Raw genomic sequence first — 19,081 nt, 5'->3', positions numbered from 1 at the left:
AACGTTTCATCCAAGAAACAATACAGACTCGCCAAATTAGAGCAACCAAGCCAAGGCGAGTTCAACGGTCAGGGGGTCACCTTGCGGCGAGGAATCTTGTCGGGGTTGTTGCGCCGTACCACGGTCGGCGTTGACATCGGGTCGTCCAGCGTTAAGGTAGTCGAGCTGTCCGTGGGCAGTGGCAAGAACGACTATCGGCTGGAAAAATGTGCCAGCGAACTGCTGGACCGCAATGCCGTTGCCGATGGCAACCTGGTCAATATCGAAGCCGTTGGCATCGCTCTCAAGCGTGCCCTCGGCAAAGCCGGCATCCGCACCAAGGAGGTGGTGCTCGGCGTGCCTTCGATGCTGACCGAATCGCAGACCGTCAGCCTGCCGGACAACTTGTCCGAGGACGAGCTTTACGTCCAGGTGGAATCCGAGGCGCATCGCCTCTATCCGCCATCGCAGGCCGTCAATTTCGATTTTGCCGTGATCGGCCCTAGCGAAACCGAGGGTGGCATCGGCGTGCGCGTCACCGCGGCCAACAGCGACCGCGTGCAGGAGCGCGTGACCGCCGCCGAAATGGCCGGGCTCAAGCCGCACGTGATGGACGTCGAGGAATACGCGGTGCAACGCTCCGTGGTGCAGATGCTTGGCGTGTCCGCCGACATCAGCGCCACCGACGCCAAGGAGCTGCCCGTGGTGGCCGTGATCCACCTTGGCGGCAGCCGCTCCAAGGCGATCTTCTACCAAGGCTGGAAAGAGCTCTACGAGCAGCCGCTCAACAGCTACGGCGACCAGCTCACCCAGAGCGCGGCGCGCATGTTCACGCTGGACGCGCTCAAGGCCGAGATCAAGAAGCGCAAGAATACGCTGCCCGAAGCCTGGCGCACCCAGTTGCTCAAGCCCTCCCTGGAGGCGCTCGCGGTGGAGGTGCAAGGCGCCGTGCGCAATTTCCTGTCTGCATCGAGCATCGGCCGGGTCGACGAGATCCTGCTCTCCGGCGGCCATGCGTCGCTGGTCGGCGTGCAAGCCGCGATCGAGCAGCAAACCGAGATCACCACCACGCTGGCCAACCCCTTCGCCAACATGATGACAGCCGTCAAGGTCAACGAGCGCTATCTGCAGCGCGACCTGCCGGCCTACATCGTGAGCGCCGGGCTTGCGCTGCGCGGCCTGCAGTAAGCCAGCGAGGGAAGCCGCATGTCCAACAACTCGATCCCGACAGTTAATCTGCTGCCTTACCACGAAGCCCGCAGGGCCTCGCGGCGCAAGAAGGTCTATACCCTGCTGGGCGGCGCGGCCGGCGCCGGCGCGCTGGTCGTGCTGCTGGGCGGCATGTACATCGATCACCGCGTCGATGCCGTGGCCAGCCTGAACCAGGTGCTCCTGGCAGAGAACAACCGCATGGACGGGCAGATCCGCGAGGTCAATACGCTGCGCAAGGATATCGAAGGGCTGCTGCAGCGGCAGAAGGCCATCGAGGGCCTGCAGAACGAGCGCAATCGCCCCGTGCAACTGCTGGAGGAACTGGTGCGCCAGGTGCCCGAAGGCGTGTACCTGACCACCCTCAAGCAGACCGGCGACGCCTTTATCGTGACCGGCATCGCGCAGTCGAACGAGCGCGTATCGGAGTTGCTGCGCAACCTCAGCCAGGTGCAGTGGCTGGACAAGGCCGAACTGGGCGAATCCAAGGCCGTGATGATGACCAATAACCTGCGCGAGCAGCGGCGCCTGTTCGATTTCTCCATGCGCTTCGCCTACCGTGCGCCTGAAGCGCCGGAGGACGGCAAGAAGGGCAAGGCCGGCCCCGCCGGCGCGAGTGCGCCAGCAGGCGGAAAGGGCTGACCATGGCACTCAATAGCGAAATCTCGCTGGCCACGCTGAACGATCTCACCGCGCAGTTCCGTGGCCTGAACCTCAATGAGCCGGAAACCTGGCCGACCGCCCCGCGCGTGCTGTTCGCGGTGCTGGCTGCGGTGCTGGTGCTGCTGCTTGGCTGGCAGTTCTACTGGGGCGGCAAGCTCGAGGATCTCGATCGCCGGCACGCCGAGCAGGACACCCTGAAGCAGTCCTACATGAGCAAGGTGGCGCAGGTGGCCAACCTGGATGCGCTGCGCAAGCAAAAGGCGGAAGTGGAGCAGCGCGTGGCGCTGGTCGAGCGCCAGTTGCCCAACAAGACCGAGATGGACGCGCTGCTGGCCGACGTCAATCACGCTGGCGTGGCGCGCGGCCTGCAGTTCGAGTTGTTCAAGCCGCAACCCGCCGTGATGAAGCCCTATTTTGCCGAGATCCCGGTCAACCTGAAGGTCACTGGCCGCTACCACGACGTGGCCCAGTTCAACGCCGATGTGGCTGCGCTCTCGCGCATTGTCTCGATGCAGGGGCTGCAGTTCACCACCGGCAAGGATGGCGGGTTGACGATGGAAGCCACAGCCATGGCCTACCGCGCGCTGGACCCTGACGAACAGGCGGCGCAGCGCAAGGCGGAAGCCGCGGCGGCCAAGACGGCCGCGGGAGCGAAAAAATGATGCCAGCGATCCAGGCTTCGCGCCTGCGTGCCTGCGCTTGCGCGTTGATCGGCGCCGTGCTGTTGGCGGCCTGCGGGAGCAGCGAGGAAGACGGCCTGCGCCAGTGGATGGCGCAAGCCCAGGCCGCCAAGGCGCCGCCGCCGGCGCCGCTGCCCGAGCCCAAGCCTTATGTTCCGCGCGACTACGCGGGCCGCAGCGCGCCCGAACCCTTCGCGCAGAACAAGATCGGCGACCTGAACCGGGTCCTGTCCGAGTCGCCGGAATCCGGCCGCCGGCGCGAGCCGCTGGAGGATTTCCCGCTGGAGAACTTCAAGATGCTGGGCGCCATGAAGAAGAGCGGCGAGACCTACGGTGTCGTGCAGGTAGATAACAAGATCCACCACGTCAAGGTGGGGCAGTATCTCGGCCAGAATTACGGCCGGGTGGTCCGCATCAACGATCAGGAGATCGTGTTGCGCGAATTGGTCCGGGAAGGGGTAGCCGAGTGGAAAGAGAAAATGACCAGTCTGAAGCTGGAGGGGTCGGCATGATCATGGGTCGCTGGTACCGGGCGCTTGCGGGCGCCGCGATGATGACGCTGGTCTTGGCCGCGCCGGCTGCGCTGGCGCAGCCGGCGCCGGGCAACGCCATCAAGCGTGTCGACGCCACCACAGTGGGCGAGCAGACTGTGTTCACGGTCGAGATGCAGGGGCCGCCGGCGCAAAAGCCGGCCGACTTCACCACGCAGAATCCACCCAAGCTAGCCATCGACTTTCTCGATACCGGCTTCGCGGCCGGGCGGGCGCAATATGACTTCGGCGGCAAGCTGCTCAAAAGCGCCAATGTGGTCCAGATCGGCGATCGCACCCGTGTGATCCTCGACCTGACCCGCGTGGCCAGCTACCGCACCGAGGTGCGCGGCAACCTGTTCGTGGTGCTGCTCGACAGCGTCGCCCCGACTGCCCGTGCGGCAGTGCCGACGTTCGCCCCAAGCCCGGCGCAGGCGCCTGTGATGCCGGCTTCGCGGCCAACCGTGCGCAATATCGATTTCCGCCGCGGCCAGGATGGCGCGGGCCGCATCGTGGTGGATCTTTCCTCACGGGACTCCGGCATCAATATCGCGCAGCAAGGCCAGAACGTGGTGGTCGATTTCCTCAATACGTCGCTGCCCGACGGCATGCGCCGGCGCTTTGACGTGACGGACTTCGGCACGCCGGTGCAGGGCATGCGCGCGAGCGACAACAACGGCAGCACCCGCCTTACCATCGAGCCGCGCGGCAACTGGGAATACAGCTCCTACCAGACCGACACGCAGTTCGTGGTGGAGGTGCGCCCGGTCAAGGAAGATCCGGCCAAGCTGATCAGCGGCGCAGGCTTCCGTGGTGAGCGGCTCTCGCTGAACTTCCAGAACATCGACATCCGCTCGCTGCTGCAGGTGTTTGCCGATTTCACCAACCTGAACATCATCACCAGCGAAAGCGTGCAGGGCAACCTGACGCTGCGCCTGAAGGATGTGCCCTGGGACCAGGCACTGCAGATCGTGCTCGACGCCAAGGGCCTGGCCTCGCGCCGCAATGGCAATGTCCTGTGGGTGGCGCCCAAGGCGGAACTGGCCACCAAGGAAAAGCTCGAGCTCGAATCGCAGCAGCAGATCACCGACCTCGAGCCGATCCGCAGCCAGGTGTTCCAGCTTAACTACCAGCGTGCCGAAGACGTGCGGCGCATGCTGCTCGGGCTGGCTGCGGCGGGTACCGCCGGCGGCGCGGGCGCGCTGGGCAGTGTCGCTCCGATCGGCGCGGCGGGCGGCCTGGCCGGCACGACGGGCAGCACCCGCATGCTGTCCAAGCGCGGTTCGCTGACGGCCGATCCCCGTACCAACCAGCTGTTCGTGTCCGATATCGCGACCAAGCTGGAAGAGGTGCAGGGCTTCCTAGGCAAGATCGACATCCCGGTGCGCCAGGTCATCATCGAGGCGCGCATCGTCGAGGCCAACGATACCTTCAGCCGCAACCTGGGCGTGAAGCTGGGCTTTGCCTCCAAGACGGCCGGCGCCGGCTACGGCAATACCTACACCAATGTGGTAAGCCCGGTGACACAGAACGCAACCTGGGACAATGGCCCGGCGCTCAGCCTGCCGGCGGCGGCGATCAACGGCGTCAACCCGGGCTCGGTCGCGGTCAGCCTGTTCAACAACGCTGCCGGCCGTTTCCTGGCGCTCGAACTGTCCGCGCTGGAAGCGGACGGGCGGGGCAAGATCATCTCCAGCCCGCGCGTGGTCACCGCCAACAATATCAAGGCGCTGATCGAGCAGGGCACGGAGCTGCCCTACCAGGCCGCCACGTCTAGCGGCGCCACTTCGGTGCAGTTCCGCAAGGCCAACCTGAAGCTGGAAGTCACGCCGCAGATCACGCCGGAAGGCAATGTGCTGCTGGACGTCGACGTCAACAAGGACAGCGTCGGGATCCAGACCACCTCGGGCTTCGCCATCGACACCAAGCACGTGCAGACGCAGGTGCTGGTCGAGAACGGCGGTACCGTGGTGATCGGCGGCATTTACAGCCAGACCGAATCCACCAATGTGAACAAGGTGCCCTTGCTGGGCGATATCCCGATACTCGGCAACCTGTTCAAGGACAACGCCAAGGTCAACAACCGGACCGAGCTGTTGGTGTTCCTGACGCCACGCGTGCTCAACGATAGCGTGTCGCTGAAATAGCCTCGCTCGCGCCGGATGCAGTAGACTGGCAGGCCGCATCGTTTCGATGCGGCTTTTTTTATTGTCCAGGCGGGCTAGAGAGGTTGGGCGAGGGTCCATGTGGCGCGCGCGCAATGCGTGTCGCGAGGCGGGTTGCCTTGTGCCGATTGCGCCGCGCCACTTGCCCGGATCGTCCCAACATAAGAAGATGATGCAGTTTTCCACCGCGAGGACCGGCCAGAGACCCGGCTCCCGCCCGACACGCCAGTGACAGTCACCTGCCCGAACCTTTTCTTTGTTGGCCTGATGGGTGCCGGCAAGACCACCGTCGGCCGCACCGTGGCCAGACGCCTGAACTACCCGTTCTTCGATTCGGATCACGAACTTGAGGCGCGTTGCGGCGTGCGTATCCCGATCATCTTCGAGCACGAGGGCGAAGCGGGCTTTCGCGACCGCGAGGCGCAGGCGATCGACGAGCTGACCCAGCGCCGCGGCATTGTGCTGGCCACCGGCGGCGGCGCGGTGCTGCGCCCGGAGAACCGCGCGCACCTGAAGGCGCGCGGCACCGTGGTCTACTTGCGCGCCAGCCCGCATGACCTGTGGCTGCGTACCCGCCACGACCGCAATCGCCCGCTGCTGCAGACCGAAGATCCCAAGGGGCGGCTGGAAACGCTCTACGGCGAGCGCGACCCGCTTTACCGCGAGGTGGCGGATTTCATCATCGAGACTGGCAAGCCTTCGGTAGCGCAGCTTGCTAATATGGTGTTGATGCAACTTGAAATGGCCGGTTTCACCGTAGCCGCCGAAGAACCCGAAGGGGCAGACGGCGAGTGCGCGGACAATGTCCCGGCGCAGGACCAGGATCACAATGATCACCCTTGAAGTCAGCCTCGGGGAGCGCAGCTACCCCATCCATATCGGCACCGGCCTGCTCGACCAGGTCGAATTGCTCCGCCCGCATGTGCGCGGCCAGCATGCCGTCATCGTCACCAATGAGACGGTAGGGCCGCTTTACGCCGAGCGCCTCCAGGCCAGCCTGGCGGCGCTCGGCAAGACCGTGCGCACCGTGACCCTGCCCGACGGCGAAGCCTTCAAGCAGTGGGAAACGCTCAACCTGATCTTCGACGCGCTGCTCGCCGCGGGCGCCGACCGCAAGACCACGCTGATCGCCCTGGGTGGCGGCGTGGTGGGCGACATGACCGGGTTTGCCGCCGCCTGCTACATGCGTGGCGTGCCGTTCGTGCAGGTGCCCACGACCCTGCTGTCGCAGGTGGATTCGTCGGTGGGCGGCAAGACCGGCATCAACCACCCGCTCGGCAAGAACATGATCGGCGCCTTCCACCAGCCCAATGCGGTGATTGCCGACATCGACACCCTGCGCACGCTGCCGGAGCGCGAGCTCGCGGCGGGCATGGCCGAGGTGATCAAGCATGGCGCCATGGCCGACGCCGCGTATTTCGGCTGGATCGAGCGCAATATCCGCGCGCTCAACGCCTGCGATCCTGACATCATGGCGCTGGCGGTCAAGCGCTCCTGCGAGATCAAGGCCGCCGTGGTGGCCCAGGACGAGCGTGAGGGCGGTCTGCGTGCCATGCTTAATTTTGGCCACACCTTCGGCCACGCCATCGAGGCCGGCATGGGCTATGGCGAGTGGCTGCACGGCGAGGCCGTGGGCTGCGGCATGGTGATGGCGGCAGACCTGTCGCACCGGCTTGGCTTCATCGACACCGAAACGCGCGCGCGCGTGGTGCAACTCATCCGCGCCGCCATGCTGCCGGTGGTCGCGCCGGAACTTGGCACCGACCGCTACATCGAACTGATGAAAGTGGACAAGAAGGCAGAAGCCGGCAGCATCAAGTTCATCCTGCTCAGGAAGCTGGGCGAAGCCTTCATCACCACCGTGCCGGACCCCGACCTGCGCGCTACCTTGCAGCACGCGGTGCTCAGGCCGCCTACCGAGGCGCCGGTCGCCTGATGCGATCGGTTGTGCCTTGCAACCCGGCCGGGCGGCGCACCCTTGCAACCCCGGCCGGGCGGCGCACCGCCACCTGGCCGCACGCCTGACCGGATTGCCGCATGACCGACCTCGAAAGCCATCTCGCTCCCTATGCCGCCCGCTCCGCGCAGACACTTGGGCGGGTGCATGCCGAGCCGGCCTCGTCCTCGCGCACCGAATTCCAGCGCGACCGCGACCGCGTCATCCACAGCACGGCCTTCCGGCGGCTCGAATACAAGACCCAGGTCTTCGTCAACCACGAGGGTGACCTGTTCCGCACCCGGCTCACCCATAGCCTGGAAGTGGCGCAGATTGCCCGCTCCATCGCCCGTAACCTGCGCCTGAACGAGGACCTGGTCGAGGCCATCTCGCTGGCGCACGACCTCGGGCACACGCCTTTTGGCCATGCCGGCCAGGATGCGCTGAACAACTGCATGAAGAACCACGGCGGCTTCGAGCACAACCTGCAGAGCCTGCTGGTCGTGGACGAGCTGGAAGAGCGCTACGGCGGCTTCAACGGGCTCAACCTGACCTTCGAGACGCGCGAGGGCGTGCTCAAGCATTGCTCGCGCGTCAATGCCTCTGCGCTCGGCGAACTGGGTCGGCGCTTCCTGGAGGGGACCCAGCCCTCCCTGGAGGCGCAGCTGGCCAACCTGGCCGACGAGATCGCCTACAACAACCACGATATCGATGACGGCCTGCGTTCCGGGCTGCTTACGCTCGAGCAGATGGATGAAGTGCCGATGTGGGGGCGCCACCGGGCCGAGGCAATGGCGGCGTTTCCCGGCATCAACGGGCGCCGCGCGATCAACGAGACCGTGCGCCGCATGATCAACACATTGATCGTCGACCTGATCGAAACCACCAGCCAGAACATTGCCGCGGCCAACCCGCGCAATATCGAAGCGGTGCGGGCTGCCGGCTCGCTGGTGGCCTTCAGCGCGCCGGTGCGCGAGGAGGCCGCGGCGCTCAAGCGCTTCCTGTTCCGCCATCTCTATCGCCATTACCTGGTGATGCGCATGTCTTCCAAGGCCCAGCGCATCATCACCGACCTGTTCGATGTCTTCATGGCGGATCCGCGCCTGCTGCCGCCGCAGTACCAGGCGGGGCAGGGCCGCGACCAGTCCCGGCTGATCTCGCACTACATCGCCGGCATGACCGACCGCTACGCGATCCGGGAGCACCGCCGCATCTTTGCGGTTGACGAGGGGAGCTAGGCCGGCAGGGCGGGCGGAAGAATTGGGGACGGATCAGGTCGCGGCTGGGCTATCATCGGGCATCGCTGCCGTTTGAGCCATCCGCCCGGCAAGCGCCTCTCGCCGATCCTCATCGCCCATCATGGCCCGACTACCTCGTTTTTCCCCGGCTTCGCTGCCGGCGCTGGTGTTGCAACGCGGCAACAATCGTCAGCCGGTTTTCCATGGCACCGACGACTACCTCCACTACCTGGACTGCCTGCGCATGGCCGCGCGGGAGCACGACCTGGCGATCCACGCCTACGCCTTGCGGCCGAATCATGTCCACCTGGTAGCAACCCCCCGGCATGCCGATTCGCTCAGCCTGACCATGCAGGCCGTCGGGCGCCGCTATGCGCGTTACTTCAACCGGGCTGCCGGCCGTACCGGCACGCTATGGGATGGCCGCTTCCGCTCGGCGGTGTTCGATCCCGCCAGCTGGATGCTGCCTGCCATGCAATACGTGGAGGGCAACGCCGTGCGCGCTGGCGAGGTGAGCTCAGCGGAGGGGGATCGCTGGAGCAGCTATCGCCACCACGCCGGCATTGAGGCCAGTCCCTTTGTGAGCGATCACTCCGCATACTGGGCGCTCGGCAATACGCCGTTCGAGCGCCAATCCAACTACCGTGCCGTCACCGCCGAAGGGTTATCGTCGGCGACCCTGGCCACGCTGCGCAGTCACGCGCATAGCGGCTGGCCCCTGGGTGATGCGGCTTTTCTTGCACAACTTGAACGTCAGGGCGGGCGGCGCGTGCAGCCGTTGCCCAAGGGCCGCCCGGCAGGCCGCGCCGCGATTGGCGAGGAGTCCGAGCCGGACAACGCCTAGCCGCACTTCGCAGCATGTGAAGTGCGACGCGCTCAATCGCGGCAAGACGGATAAAGCACGCACCGCGACTCCACCCACATTCATTGTGCGGCGCGTCACGCCTGTGTACGCCGCTGCGGCCCCGCTATCTCTCTGGTTCCCCGTTCCCGGTTTTCAACCGGCCCCGGTGGAAGAGTGCGGTCCCCGTTCCGGTCTGCCTTGCTGGCTCGCAGCCCTCACCGGAATCAAGCCCGTGGACCAATCGCAATCCCAATCAAAGCAAACGATGGCCCAAGCGCAGGCCGCAGAGTCTGCCGCCGCCACGTACGCGCCTGCCTCGCGTCCGCAAGCCCAGGGCATGTACGACCCCGCCAATGAAAAAGACGCCTGCGGCGTCGGCATGGTTGCCCACATCAAGGGCAAGAAGAGCCATGAGATCGTCCAGCAAGGCCTGAAGATCCTGGAAAACCTGGACCACCGCGGCGCGGTCGGCGCCGATGCGCTGATGGGCGATGGTGCTGGCATCCTGATCCAGATCCCGGACCAGTTCTACCGCGAGGACATGGCCAAGCAGGGCGTGACCCTGCCGCCGTCCGGCGAGTACGGCGTGGGCATGATCTTCCTGCCGAAGGAACACGCCTCCCGCCTGGCCTGCGAGCAAGAGCTCGAGCGCACCGTGCGCCTGGAAGGCCAGGTTGTGCTGGGCTGGCGCGATGTACCGGTGGACGCCGCCAGGCCGATGTCGCCGACGGTGCGCACCACCGAGCCGGTGATCCGCCAGATCTTCATCGGGCGCGGCCGCGACATCATGACCACGGACGCGTTGGAACGTAAGCTCTACGTGATCCGCAAGACCGCCAGCCACGCCATCCAGGCGCTCAAGCTCAAGCACGGCAAGGAGTACTTCGTGCCGTCGATGTCGGCGCGCACGGTGGTGTACAAGGGCCTGCTGCTGGCAACGCAAGTCGGCGAGTACTACCTGGACCTGCAGGACCCGCGCGCCGTCTCGGCCCTGGCCCTGGTGCACCAGCGCTTCTCGACCAACACCTTCCCGGCCTGGGAACTGGCCCACCCGTACCGCATGGTCGCCCACAACGGCGAAATCAACACGGTCAAGGGCAATGTGAACTGGGTCAATGCGCGGACCGGCGCGATCTCGTCGCCGGTGCTGGGCGACGACCTGCCCAAGCTGTGGCCGCTGATCTATCCCGGCCAGTCGGACACCGCTTCGTTCGACAACTGCCTCGAACTGCTGACGATGGCCGGCTATCCGCTCGTCCACGCCATGATGATGATGATCCCGGAAGCCTGGGAACAGCACACCATGATGGATGACAACCGCCGCGCCTTCTATGAATACCACGCTGCCATGATGGAGCCGTGGGATGGCCCCGCCGCGATCTGCTTCACCGATGGCCGCCAGATCGGCGCCACGCTGGACCGTAACGGCCTGCGCCCGGCACGTTTCTACGTGACCGAGGACGACATCGTGGTGCTGGCCTCGGAAGCCGGCGTGCTGCCGTTCCCCGAGTCGCGCATCGTGCAAAAGTGGCGCCTGCAGCCGGGCAAGATGTTCCTGATCGACATGGAGCAAGGCCGCATCATCGACGACAAGGAACTCAAGGACAACCTGGCCAACGCCAAGCCCTACAAGAGCTGGATTGATGCCGTGCGGATCAAGCTCGACGAGCTGGACGCCAAGCCGGAGGACGTAGCTGCCGAGAAGAAGCCGGACGCACGCCTGCTGGATCGCCAGCAAGCCTTCGGCTACACCCAGGAAGACGTCAAGTTCCTGATGGCGCCGATGGCGCTGGCCGGCGAGGAAGCCACCGGCTCGATGGGCAATGACAGCCCGCTGGCCGTGCTGTCGTCCAAGAACAAGACGCTGTACCACTACTTCAAGCAGCTGTTCGCCCAGGTCACCAACCCGCCGATCGACCCGATCCGCGAAAACATGGTGATGTCGCTGGTGTCCTTCATCGGACCCAAGCCCAACCTGCTCGAGCTCAACAACATCAACCCGCCGATGCGGCTCGAAGTGTCCCAGCCCGTGCTGGACTTCAAGGACATCGCCAAGATCCGCAACATCGAGCACTACACCGGCGGCAAGTTCCGTTCGTATGAACTGAACATCTGCTACCCGCAGGCATGGGGCAAGGAAGGCATCGAGGCCCGCCTGGCCTCGCTGTGCGCGGAAGCCGTGGATGCCGTGCGCTCGGGCTACAACATCCTGATCGTGTCGGACCGCCGCGTCGATGCGGAGCACGTGGCCATTCCCGCGCTGCTGGCAACGTCGGCCATCCACCACCACCTGGTGGACAAGGGCCTGCGTACCTCGGCCGGCCTGGTGGTGGAAACCGGCACGGCGCGCGAGGTGCATCACTTCGCGCTGCTGGCCGGCTACGGCGCTGAAGCCGTGCACCCGTACCTGGCGATGGAAACGCTGGCCGACATGGCACAAGGCCTGTCCGGCGACCTGTCTTCCGAGAAGGCGGTCAAGAACTTCGTCAAGGCGATCGGCAAGGGCCTGCAGAAGGTGATGTCCAAGATGGGCATCTCCACCTATATGTCGTACACCGGCGCGCAGATCTTCGAAGCCATCGGCCTGTCGCATGAGCTGGTGCAGAAGTACTTCCATGGCACCGCAACGAATGTCGAAGGCATCGGCATCTTCGAGGTAGCCGAGGAAGCGCTGCGCCTGCACCAGGACGCCTTCGGCGACAACCCGGTGCTGGACACCATGCTCGAGACCGGCGGCGAATACGCCTACCGCGTTCGCGGCGAAGCGCATATGTGGACCCCGGACTCGGTGGCCAAGCTGCAGCACGCCGTGCGCGCCGACGACGGCAAGGGCGCGTACCAGACGTACAAGGAATACGCCAACATCATCAACGACCAGAGCCGCCGCCACATGACGCTGCGCGGCCTGTTCGAGTTCAAGGTCGATCCGGCCCGCGCCATTCCGCTCGAAGAAGTGGAACCGGCCAAGGAGATCGTCAAGCGCTTCGCCACCGGCGCCATGTCGCTGGGCTCGATTTCCACCGAAGCCCACGCCACGCTGGCGGTCGCGATGAACCGCATCGGCGGCAAGTCCAACACCGGTGAAGGCGGCGAGGACGCGAATCGCTACCGCAACGAGCTGCGCGGCATTCCCATCAAGCAAGGCGACACGCTGCAGGGCCTGCTGGGCACCGAAGCCGTGGCGCGCGACCTGGAACTGCAGGCTGGCGACTCGCTGCGCTCGAAGATCAAGCAGGTGGCCTCGGGCCGCTTCGGCGTGACCGCCGAATACCTGGCTTCGGCCGACCAGATCCAGATCAAGATGGCACAGGGCGCCAAGCCCGGCGAAGGCGGCCAGCTGCCCGGCCACAAGGTCTCCGACTACATCGGCAAGCTGCGTTACTCGGTGCCGGGCGTTGGCCTGATCTCGCCGCCGCCGCACCATGACATCTACTCGATCGAGGATCTGGCACAGCTGATCCACGACCTGAAGAACGTCAACCCGGCCTCCGACATCTCGGTCAAGCTCGTGTCCGAAGTGGGCGTGGGCACCGTGGCCGCGGGCGTGGCCAAGGCCAAGGCCGATCACGTGGTGATCGCCGGCCATGACGGCGGCACCGGCGCTTCGCCGCTGTCGTCGATCAAGCACGCCGGCACGCCGTGGGAACTCGGCCTGGCCGAGACGCAGCAGACGCTGATGCTCAACGGCTTGCGTAACCGTATCCGTGTGCAGGCCGACGGCCAGATGAAGACCGGCCGCGACGTCGTCATCGGCGCGCTGCTGGGCGCCGACGAGTTTGGCTTCGCTACCGCGCCGCTGGTGGCCGAAGGCTGCATCATGATGCGCAAGTGCCACCTGAACACCTGCCCGGTGGGCGTGGCCACGCAGGATCCGGCGCTGCGCGCGAAGTTCCAGGGCAAGCCCGAACACGTGGTGAACTTCTTCTTCTTCATCGCCGAAGAAGCCCGCGAGATCATGGCGCAACTGGGCATCCGCACGTTCGACGAGCTGATCGGCCGCGCTGACCTGCTCGACACCAAGCCCGGCATCGAGCACTGGAAGGCACGCGGCCTCGATTTCACCCGCGTGTTCTACCAGGCACCGTTCCCCGCGGAGCTGCCGCGCTTCCATACCGACGTGCAGGATCACGGCCTGTCGCTGGAAGCGGGCAAGGCGCTGGACCACGTGCTGATCGCCAAGGCTCGCCTGGCCATCGACAAGGGTGAGCGCGTGTCGTTCATCCAGCCGGTGAAGAACGTCAACCGTACCGTCGGCGCGATGCTCTCGGGCGTGGTGGCCAAGCAGTACGGCCATGAAGGCCTGCCTGACGACACCATCCACATCCAGCTGCAAGGCACTGCCGGCCAGTCCTTCGGCGCTTTCCTGGCGCACGGTGTCACGCTGGACCTGGTGGGCGACGGCAACGACTACGTGGGCAAGGGCCTGTCCGGCGGCCGCGTGATCGTGCGCACTGCGCACGAGTTCCGCGGCGACCCCACCCGCAACATCATCGTGGGCAACACCGTGCTGTACGGCGCGATTGCCGGCGAGGCTTTCTTCAACGGCGTGGCCGGCGAGCGCTTCGCGGTGCGCAACTCCGGCGCGGCCGCAGTCGTTGAGGGCACGGGCGACCACGGTTGCGAGTACATGACCGGCGGCACCGTGGTGGTGCTGGGCGGCACCGGGCGCAATTTTGCGGCCGGCATGTCGGGCGGCATGGCCTATGTCTATGACGAGGACGGCCTGTTCGACAAGCGCTGCAACACCTCGATGGTGGCACTGGAAACGGTGCTTGCCGCGGCGGACCAGGAAAAGGGCCAGTCGGCCGCTTCCTGGCACAAGATGGGCGGCCAGCGCCAGCTTGACGAAGTCATCCTCAAGGGCTTGATCGAGCAGCATTTCCGCTTCACGGGTTCCGAGCGCGCCAAGGCATTGCTGGCCGACTGGACCACGGCACGCCGCAAGTTCGGGCACGCCGCAAGTTCGTCAAGGTCTTCCCGACCGAGTACAAGCGCGCGCTGGGCGAGATGTACGCCAAGGAGCAGGAAGCGAAAGACAGCGACCGGGAAGCCATCGCCGCCTGAGCCCCGAAAGGGGGCAGGGCAGCGAGCCCGACCAAGCATGAGCGCTGTCGCGGATCCGCGCCGGCCTCACAAGATACTGACCTCACAGCGGGGCCGGCGCATGCGCCGGTGCCGCTCAGCATGACCAAGGACGCAACATGGGTAAGGCGACTGGCTTTCTCGAATTTCCGCGCCAGAACGAAGGTTACGAGCCCGTAGCCAAGCGCGTGAAGCACTACAAGGAATTCGTATTCGCGCTGTCCGACAGCGAAGCGAAGATCCAGGGCGCGCGCTGCATGGACTGTGGTATTCCGTTCTGCAACAACGGTTGCCCGGTCAACAACATCATCCCCGACTTCAACGACCTGGTGTATCGCCAGGACTGGAAGTCGGCGATCGAAGTGCTGCACCAGACCAACAACTTCCCCGAATTCACGGGCCGCATCTGCCCGGCACCGTGCGAGGCTGCCTGCACGCTGGGCATCAATGAAGCACCGGTCGGCATCAAGTCGATCGAGCACGCCATCATCGACAAGGCCTGGGAAGAAGGCTGGGTTGCGCCGCAGGCGCCCAAGCACAAGACTGGCAAGACCGTTGCCGTGGTTGGCTCCGGCCCCGCCGGCATGGCCGTCGCCCAGCAGCTGGCGCGCGCCGGGCACGACGTGACCGTGTTCGAGAAGAACGACCGCATCGGTGGCCTGCTGCGCTACGGCATCCCCGACTTCAAGCTTGAGAAGTGGCTGATCGACCGCCGCATGGAACAGATGCAGGCCGAAGGCGTGACCTTCCGTGCCGGCGTGATGGTGACCGACGGCGAACTGCCGGCCGGTATCAAGAACTATGCGCGTGAAACCATCTCGGCGCAGGCCCTGCAAGATCAGTTCGACGCCGTGGTGCTGGCCGGCGGCTCGGAAGTCCCGCGCGACCTGCCGGTCCCGGGGCGCGACCTCGACGGTATCCACTACGCGCTGGAATTCCTGATCCCGCAGAACAAGGAAGTGGCCGGCGACGAGCCCAACGCGCTGCGCGCCGATGGCAAGCACGTGATCGTGATCGGCGGCGGCGATACCGGCTCCGACTGCGTGGGTACGTCGAACCGCCACGGCGCGGAATCGATCATCCAGTTCGAGCTGCTGCCGCAGCCGCCGGAAGAAGAGAACAAGGCGCTAGTGTGGCCGTACTGGCCGATCAAGCTGCGCACCTCGTCCTCGCACGACGAAGGCTGCAACCGCGACTGGTCGGTCGCCACCAAGGAATTCATTGGTGAGAACGGCAAGATCACCGCGCTCAAGGCCTGCCGCGTCGAGTGGAAGGACGGCAAGATGCAGGAAGTGCCGGACAGCGAGTTCATCCTCAAGGCGGACCTCGTGCTGCTGGCCATGGGCTTTACCAACCCGGTGGGTTCGCTGCTCAGCGCTTTCGGTGTGGACACCGACGCGCGCAAGAACGCCCGTGCGAGCACCGAAGGCGATCGCGCGTATCACACCAACGTACCCAAGGTGTTCGCCGCAGGCGACGTGCGCCGTGGCCAGTCGCTGGTGGTGTGGGCAATCCGCGAGGGCCGCCAGGCCGCGCGCTCGGTCGATGCCTTCCTGATGGGGCATTCCGAACTGCCGCGTTGAGGTGCTGAAGTGCTGATGCCGTGACGCGTTGATCGCGCCACAAGACCCGCCCCGCGCAAGCCGGGCGGGTTTTTTTATTATGGCGGCGCGCGCTCAGTCTGGCTGCAACGTGCGGCCCATCAGCACGGCATCGTCGCCATACGCCGACAGTTTGGCGGACAGGGCAGCGCTGGCCGGCGTCAAATTCTCGTACCCGAGTCTGCGCCACCATGCCGCCGCCGATTGCACGGCGACCAGCCGCGACGAGCGCAATCCGGCATCGAGCGCGGCCGCTCGGGCCGCGGCGTAGAGCGTTGGCGCCAGGCCTTTGCCCTGGCCGGCGGGCGCCACCGCCATATCGTGTACGAACCAGGTCAGCGTGCCGGCCGGCTCGCCGCCGCGTTCCCAATGCCGCGCCAGCACACCGTCGAGTGCTGGCAGGCTGTCCTGGGGCCACATGTGGGTAAACAGATAGGCGGCCAGCTCGCCGTGCCGGCCGGCGGCCACCCAGCACGTGGCGGGCGACAGCGCCAGGCGGCTGCCCAGGGCCGCGGCGGACTCGAGCAGCATGCCGCGATAGCACTGGGCCTGGATTTCCAGCACGGCGGGCAGGTCGGTGGCCCGCATGGGCCGAGGAGTGTATTCGCGCATGACGGGCGATTATAGGTGGGGTCGGGCCGGGGGCGCCGTGGATGCCCGGAGATCCGCGCCCAGCCGTGCTTACAGGGTTGTCCCGGCTATGGTTAACGTGGTCTGTGCGGCCTTGGGCATTCTTCGTAGAATGACCTGACAATTAAAACAAAGACTGCCTCGCTAATCCCTTTTCAGCCGATCAAGACACCACGGCAATGCCAGTGGCCCGGAGGAATTGATGTCCGAAGTGCGCATTGTTTCGCGGCTTTGGCGAGGTAAGGCGAAGTTGCTTCACCCCGCTGTCATGCCGGCTTGTCTGCAGTTGTTTTTGCACGTCTGGCATCCACTGTTCCTCGCCGGCCTGCTGTTTGCCGCGAGCGGACCTGGCCTGGCCCGGCCCGCCTCCGTGCCGGCTACCCCGACGCCGGCAGCGTTCACTCGCCCGATATCGTTTCCCGTACGGCCCATTCGCCTGATCGTGCCTTTTCCGGCCGGCGGCGTGCCGGATGCCGTCGCGCGCCTGCTGGCCGAGCGCCTGGCGGTGCGCCTCGGCGTGCCGGTCGACGTCGACAACCGGCCTGGCGCGGGCGGCACCACCGCGGGAGACGTGGTGGCCAAGGCCAGTTCCGACGGGCATACCTTGCTGTTCCACCAAGCCACCATGCTGATCCAGCCGGGCCTGGAGCCGGTGCCTTATGACGTGGTGCGCGACTTCACGCCGGTGGCGCGGGTCGCGACCATGCCGCTGTTCCTGGTGATCGATGCGCGCCTGCCGATGCGCACGCCACAGCAATGGCTCGCGGCGGTCAATGCCAGTCCGGGGTCCTACAGTTACGGCTCCGGCCAGGCCGGCAGCCCCTCGCACCTCTATGCCCAATATGCCGTGCATGGCGTGCCGAACGGGGTGCCGCTAGTCACGGCCAAGGGCGAGGCTGCGGTGGTGCAAGAGATGCTTGCCGGGCGCGTCAGCGCTTGCTTCTGCGCGTTTGCTTCCGTACAGGCCCAGGTCAGGAGCGGCAATCTGCGCCTGCTCGGCGTGACCGGTGTGGCGCGTTCGCAACTGGCGCCCACGGTGCCCACGCTGCAGGAATCGGGGGTCGATGGCTATGGCGCTGGGGCCTGGTACGGCGTCATTGCCCCGGCCAAGACGCCGCATGCCATCGTGGCGCGGATCGCCAGCGAACTGGACGGCGTAATGAGTGAGCGCGAGGTGCGGGATCGCTTGCTGGCGGCCGGCCTGACACCGTTGCGGGATTCGCCGGAAGCCTTTGCGACGGCAATCCGCTCGGAGTCGATCCAGTGGCAGGTTATCCTGCGGCAAACCGGCGGCCCGACCGAGCCTTAAGCGGCACCCTGACGGGCGGGGTGAGCGAAGTTTGCAACGCAAATGTGATGAAACAATTATTTGCGCTTAACCGATGTGGATTGCGGCCCACTGCCTCGGGCAGCGCTAGGTAGTAGCCCTTATAATGGCGGACTGCCTAACACGGTGCCAACGTGACCGAATCCGCCTCAAACCTCGTCGAGCTCCAAGCTGTCGATTTCGCCTATGCGGCGGGCGGCAAGCCAATCCTGTCGGGCCTTAGCATGCGCTTCCCGCGCGGCAAGGTGGCGGCAAGACCACCGTGATGCGCCTGATCGGCGGCCAGGTCAGGCCGCAGAGCGGCCAGGTGCTCTTCAACGGCGCCAATATCCCCACTCTCGACCGCAATGACCTGTACGCCGTGCGGCGGCAAATGGGCATGTTGTTCCAGTTCGGCGCGTTGTTCACCGATCTCTCGGTGTTCGACAACGTTGCCTTCCCGTTGCGCGAACATACGGACTTGCCCGAGTCGATGATCCGCGACCTCGTGCTGATGAAACTCAACGCGGTCGGCCTGCGCGGCGCGCGCGATCTGATGCCTTCGGAGATCTCCGGCGGCATGGCGCGGCGGGTGGCGCTGGCCCGCGCCATCGCGCTGGATCCCGCCTTGCTGATGTACGACGAGCCATTCGCCGGCCTCGACCCGATCTCGCTGGGCCTGACCGCGCGCCTGATCCGCAGCCTGAACGACGCGCTGGGGGCCACCACCATCATCGTGTCGCACGACGTCAACGAGACCTTTCTCATTGCCGACTACGTCTATTTCATTGCCAATGGCCGCATTGCCGCCGAAGGCGAGCCGGAGGCCCTGCGTGCCTCGACGGATCCCTTCGTGCACCAGTTCGTCCATGCCGAGCCTGACGGCCCGGTCCCGTTCCACTATCCGGGGCCGTCGCTGGCCGAGGACTTCGTGAGCGGGGCGGGACGATGATGGGATTTTTCACGAGCATCGGCTCCGCGGTGCGGCAGTCGGTCAGCGGCCTTGGCCATGCCACGCGCATGTTTTTCACGGTACTGGCGATGTCGCCGGCGCTGCTGCGCCGCTTCCGGCTGGTGAGCGACCAGATTTTCTTTGTCGGCAACCTGTCGCTGGTGATCATCGCGGTTTCAGGCCTGTTTGTCGGCTTCGTGCTGGGTTTGCAGGGCTATTACACGCTAAATCGCTACGGCTCCGAGCAGGCGCTGGGTTTGCTGGTG

The 19,081-nt window shown here is 65.6% G+C and carries 13 protein-coding genes and 2 pseudogenes; 14 read left to right on the top strand and 1 reads right to left on the bottom strand.

What is annotated here, in order from left to right:
* Nucleotides 1–96 precede the first annotated feature (96 nt).
* From pilM to OR16_RS23050, 11 genes and pseudogenes are all read left to right on the top strand, one after another.
* Nucleotides 97–1,167: a type IV pilus assembly protein PilM gene (gene pilM, locus OR16_RS23100; RefSeq protein ID WP_192816453.1), complete on the top strand. Its 1,071-nt coding sequence runs from the start codon at nucleotides 97–99 to the stop codon at nucleotides 1,165–1,167.
* Between the two features lie 18 nt (nucleotides 1,168–1,185).
* Complete coding sequence (locus OR16_RS23095; protein ID WP_006160402.1) at nucleotides 1,186–1,830, top strand: PilN domain-containing protein; 645 nt, start codon at nucleotides 1,186–1,188, stop codon at nucleotides 1,828–1,830.
* Between the two features lie 2 nt (nucleotides 1,831–1,832).
* Nucleotides 1,833–2,513 carry a type 4a pilus biogenesis protein PilO gene (locus OR16_RS23090; RefSeq protein WP_006160400.1) on the top strand — a complete coding sequence of 227 codons (681 nt, stop codon included), beginning with the start codon at nucleotides 1,833–1,835 and terminating at the stop codon, nucleotides 2,511–2,513.
* Nucleotides 2,513–3,043: a pilus assembly protein PilP gene (locus OR16_RS23085; protein WP_423739677.1), complete on the top strand. Its 531-nt coding sequence runs from the start codon at nucleotides 2,513–2,515 to the stop codon at nucleotides 3,041–3,043. Before OR16_RS23090 ends, OR16_RS23085 begins: the two co-directional genes overlap by 1 nt.
* Entirely contained in the window at nucleotides 3,040–5,208 is a 2,169-nt protein-coding gene (pilQ, locus tag OR16_RS23080; RefSeq protein WP_006160398.1) for a type IV pilus secretin PilQ, read from the top strand. Before OR16_RS23085 ends, pilQ begins: the two co-directional genes overlap by 4 nt.
* Before the next feature lie 285 nt (nucleotides 5,209–5,493).
* Entirely contained in the window at nucleotides 5,494–6,069 is a 576-nt protein-coding gene (locus OR16_RS23075; RefSeq protein ID WP_006160397.1) for a shikimate kinase, read from the top strand.
* Nucleotides 6,056–7,162: a 3-dehydroquinate synthase gene (gene aroB / locus OR16_RS23070; RefSeq protein ID WP_006160396.1), complete on the top strand. Its 1,107-nt coding sequence runs from the start codon at nucleotides 6,056–6,058 to the stop codon at nucleotides 7,160–7,162. The genes OR16_RS23075 and aroB overlap by 14 nt, the downstream gene beginning before the upstream one ends.
* Before the next feature lie 101 nt (nucleotides 7,163–7,263).
* Nucleotides 7,264–8,400: a deoxyguanosinetriphosphate triphosphohydrolase gene (locus tag OR16_RS23065; protein WP_006160394.1), complete on the top strand. Its 1,137-nt coding sequence runs from the start codon at nucleotides 7,264–7,266 to the stop codon at nucleotides 8,398–8,400.
* A 121-nt stretch (nucleotides 8,401–8,521) separates the two neighbouring features.
* Nucleotides 8,522–9,244, top strand: coding sequence for a transposase (locus OR16_RS23060; protein WP_043420767.1), 723 nt, complete (start codon nucleotides 8,522–8,524; stop codon nucleotides 9,242–9,244).
* 265 nt (nucleotides 9,245–9,509) lie between these two features.
* Nucleotides 9,510–14,308, top strand: a pseudogene (locus OR16_RS23055) (glutamate synthase-related protein).
* A gap of 137 nt (nucleotides 14,309–14,445) precedes the next feature.
* Nucleotides 14,446–15,909, top strand: a complete 1,464-nt coding sequence (locus tag OR16_RS23050; RefSeq protein ID WP_006160389.1) for a glutamate synthase subunit beta — start codon at nucleotides 14,446–14,448, stop codon at nucleotides 15,907–15,909.
* 93 nt (nucleotides 15,910–16,002) lie between these two features.
* Here the strand turns inward: OR16_RS23050 and OR16_RS23045 are convergent, their stop codons facing one another.
* On the bottom strand, nucleotides 16,003–16,539 hold the full coding sequence (locus tag OR16_RS23045; RefSeq protein WP_043420764.1) for a GNAT family N-acetyltransferase: 537 nt from the start codon (nucleotides 16,537–16,539) through the stop codon (nucleotides 16,003–16,005).
* Between the two features lie 286 nt (nucleotides 16,540–16,825).
* On the opposite strand from OR16_RS23045, the gene OR16_RS23040 reads away from it, so the two are divergent.
* From OR16_RS23040 to OR16_RS23030, 3 genes and pseudogenes are all read left to right on the top strand, one after another.
* Nucleotides 16,826–17,866 (top strand): tripartite tricarboxylate transporter substrate binding protein, encoded by a 1,041-nt coding sequence (locus OR16_RS23040; RefSeq protein WP_006160384.1) that lies wholly within the window; start codon nucleotides 16,826–16,828, stop codon nucleotides 17,864–17,866.
* Between the two features lie 152 nt (nucleotides 17,867–18,018).
* Nucleotides 18,019–18,815 (top strand): annotated as a pseudogene (locus OR16_RS23035) (ABC transporter ATP-binding protein).
* Nucleotides 18,812–19,081 (top strand): ABC transporter permease (locus OR16_RS23030; RefSeq protein WP_192816452.1); only part of this gene is annotated, 270 nt, incomplete at its 3' end. The pseudogene OR16_RS23035 and the gene OR16_RS23030, both read left to right, overlap by 4 nt.

The organism is Cupriavidus basilensis OR16 (assembly GCF_000243095.1).
Lineage (GTDB): Bacteria > Pseudomonadota > Gammaproteobacteria > Burkholderiales > Burkholderiaceae > Cupriavidus > Cupriavidus basilensis_D.
The sequence above is the reverse complement of the archived record's forward strand: the minus strand, read 5'-3'. Positions and strand labels throughout refer to the sequence as shown.

Bases quoted from the DNA above. Each gene is read 5' to 3' on its own strand.
- OR16_RS23085 (WP_423739677.1), top strand. From the start codon at position 2,513: ATGCCAGCGATCCAGGCTTCGCGCCTGCGTGCCTGCGCTTGCGCGTTG.
- OR16_RS23040 (WP_006160384.1), top strand. From the start codon at position 16,826: ATGCCGGCTTGTCTGCAGTTGTTTTTGCACGTCTGGCATCCACTGTTC.
- pilQ (WP_006160398.1), top strand. From the start codon at position 3,040: ATGATCATGGGTCGCTGGTACCGGGCGCTTGCGGGCGCCGCGATGATG.
- OR16_RS23065 (WP_006160394.1), top strand. From the start codon at position 7,264: ATGACCGACCTCGAAAGCCATCTCGCTCCCTATGCCGCCCGCTCCGCG.
- OR16_RS23060 (WP_043420767.1), top strand. From the start codon at position 8,522: ATGGCCCGACTACCTCGTTTTTCCCCGGCTTCGCTGCCGGCGCTGGTG.
- OR16_RS23045 (WP_043420764.1), bottom strand. From the start codon at position 16,539: ATGCGCGAATACACTCCTCGGCCCATGCGGGCCACCGACCTGCCCGCC.
- OR16_RS23090 (WP_006160400.1), top strand. From the start codon at position 1,833: ATGGCACTCAATAGCGAAATCTCGCTGGCCACGCTGAACGATCTCACC.
- OR16_RS23050 (WP_006160389.1), top strand. From the start codon at position 14,446: ATGGGTAAGGCGACTGGCTTTCTCGAATTTCCGCGCCAGAACGAAGGT.
- OR16_RS23095 (WP_006160402.1), top strand. From the start codon at position 1,186: ATGTCCAACAACTCGATCCCGACAGTTAATCTGCTGCCTTACCACGAA.
- aroB (WP_006160396.1), top strand. From the start codon at position 6,056: ATGATCACCCTTGAAGTCAGCCTCGGGGAGCGCAGCTACCCCATCCAT.
- OR16_RS23075 (WP_006160397.1), top strand. From the start codon at position 5,494: ATGGGTGCCGGCAAGACCACCGTCGGCCGCACCGTGGCCAGACGCCTG.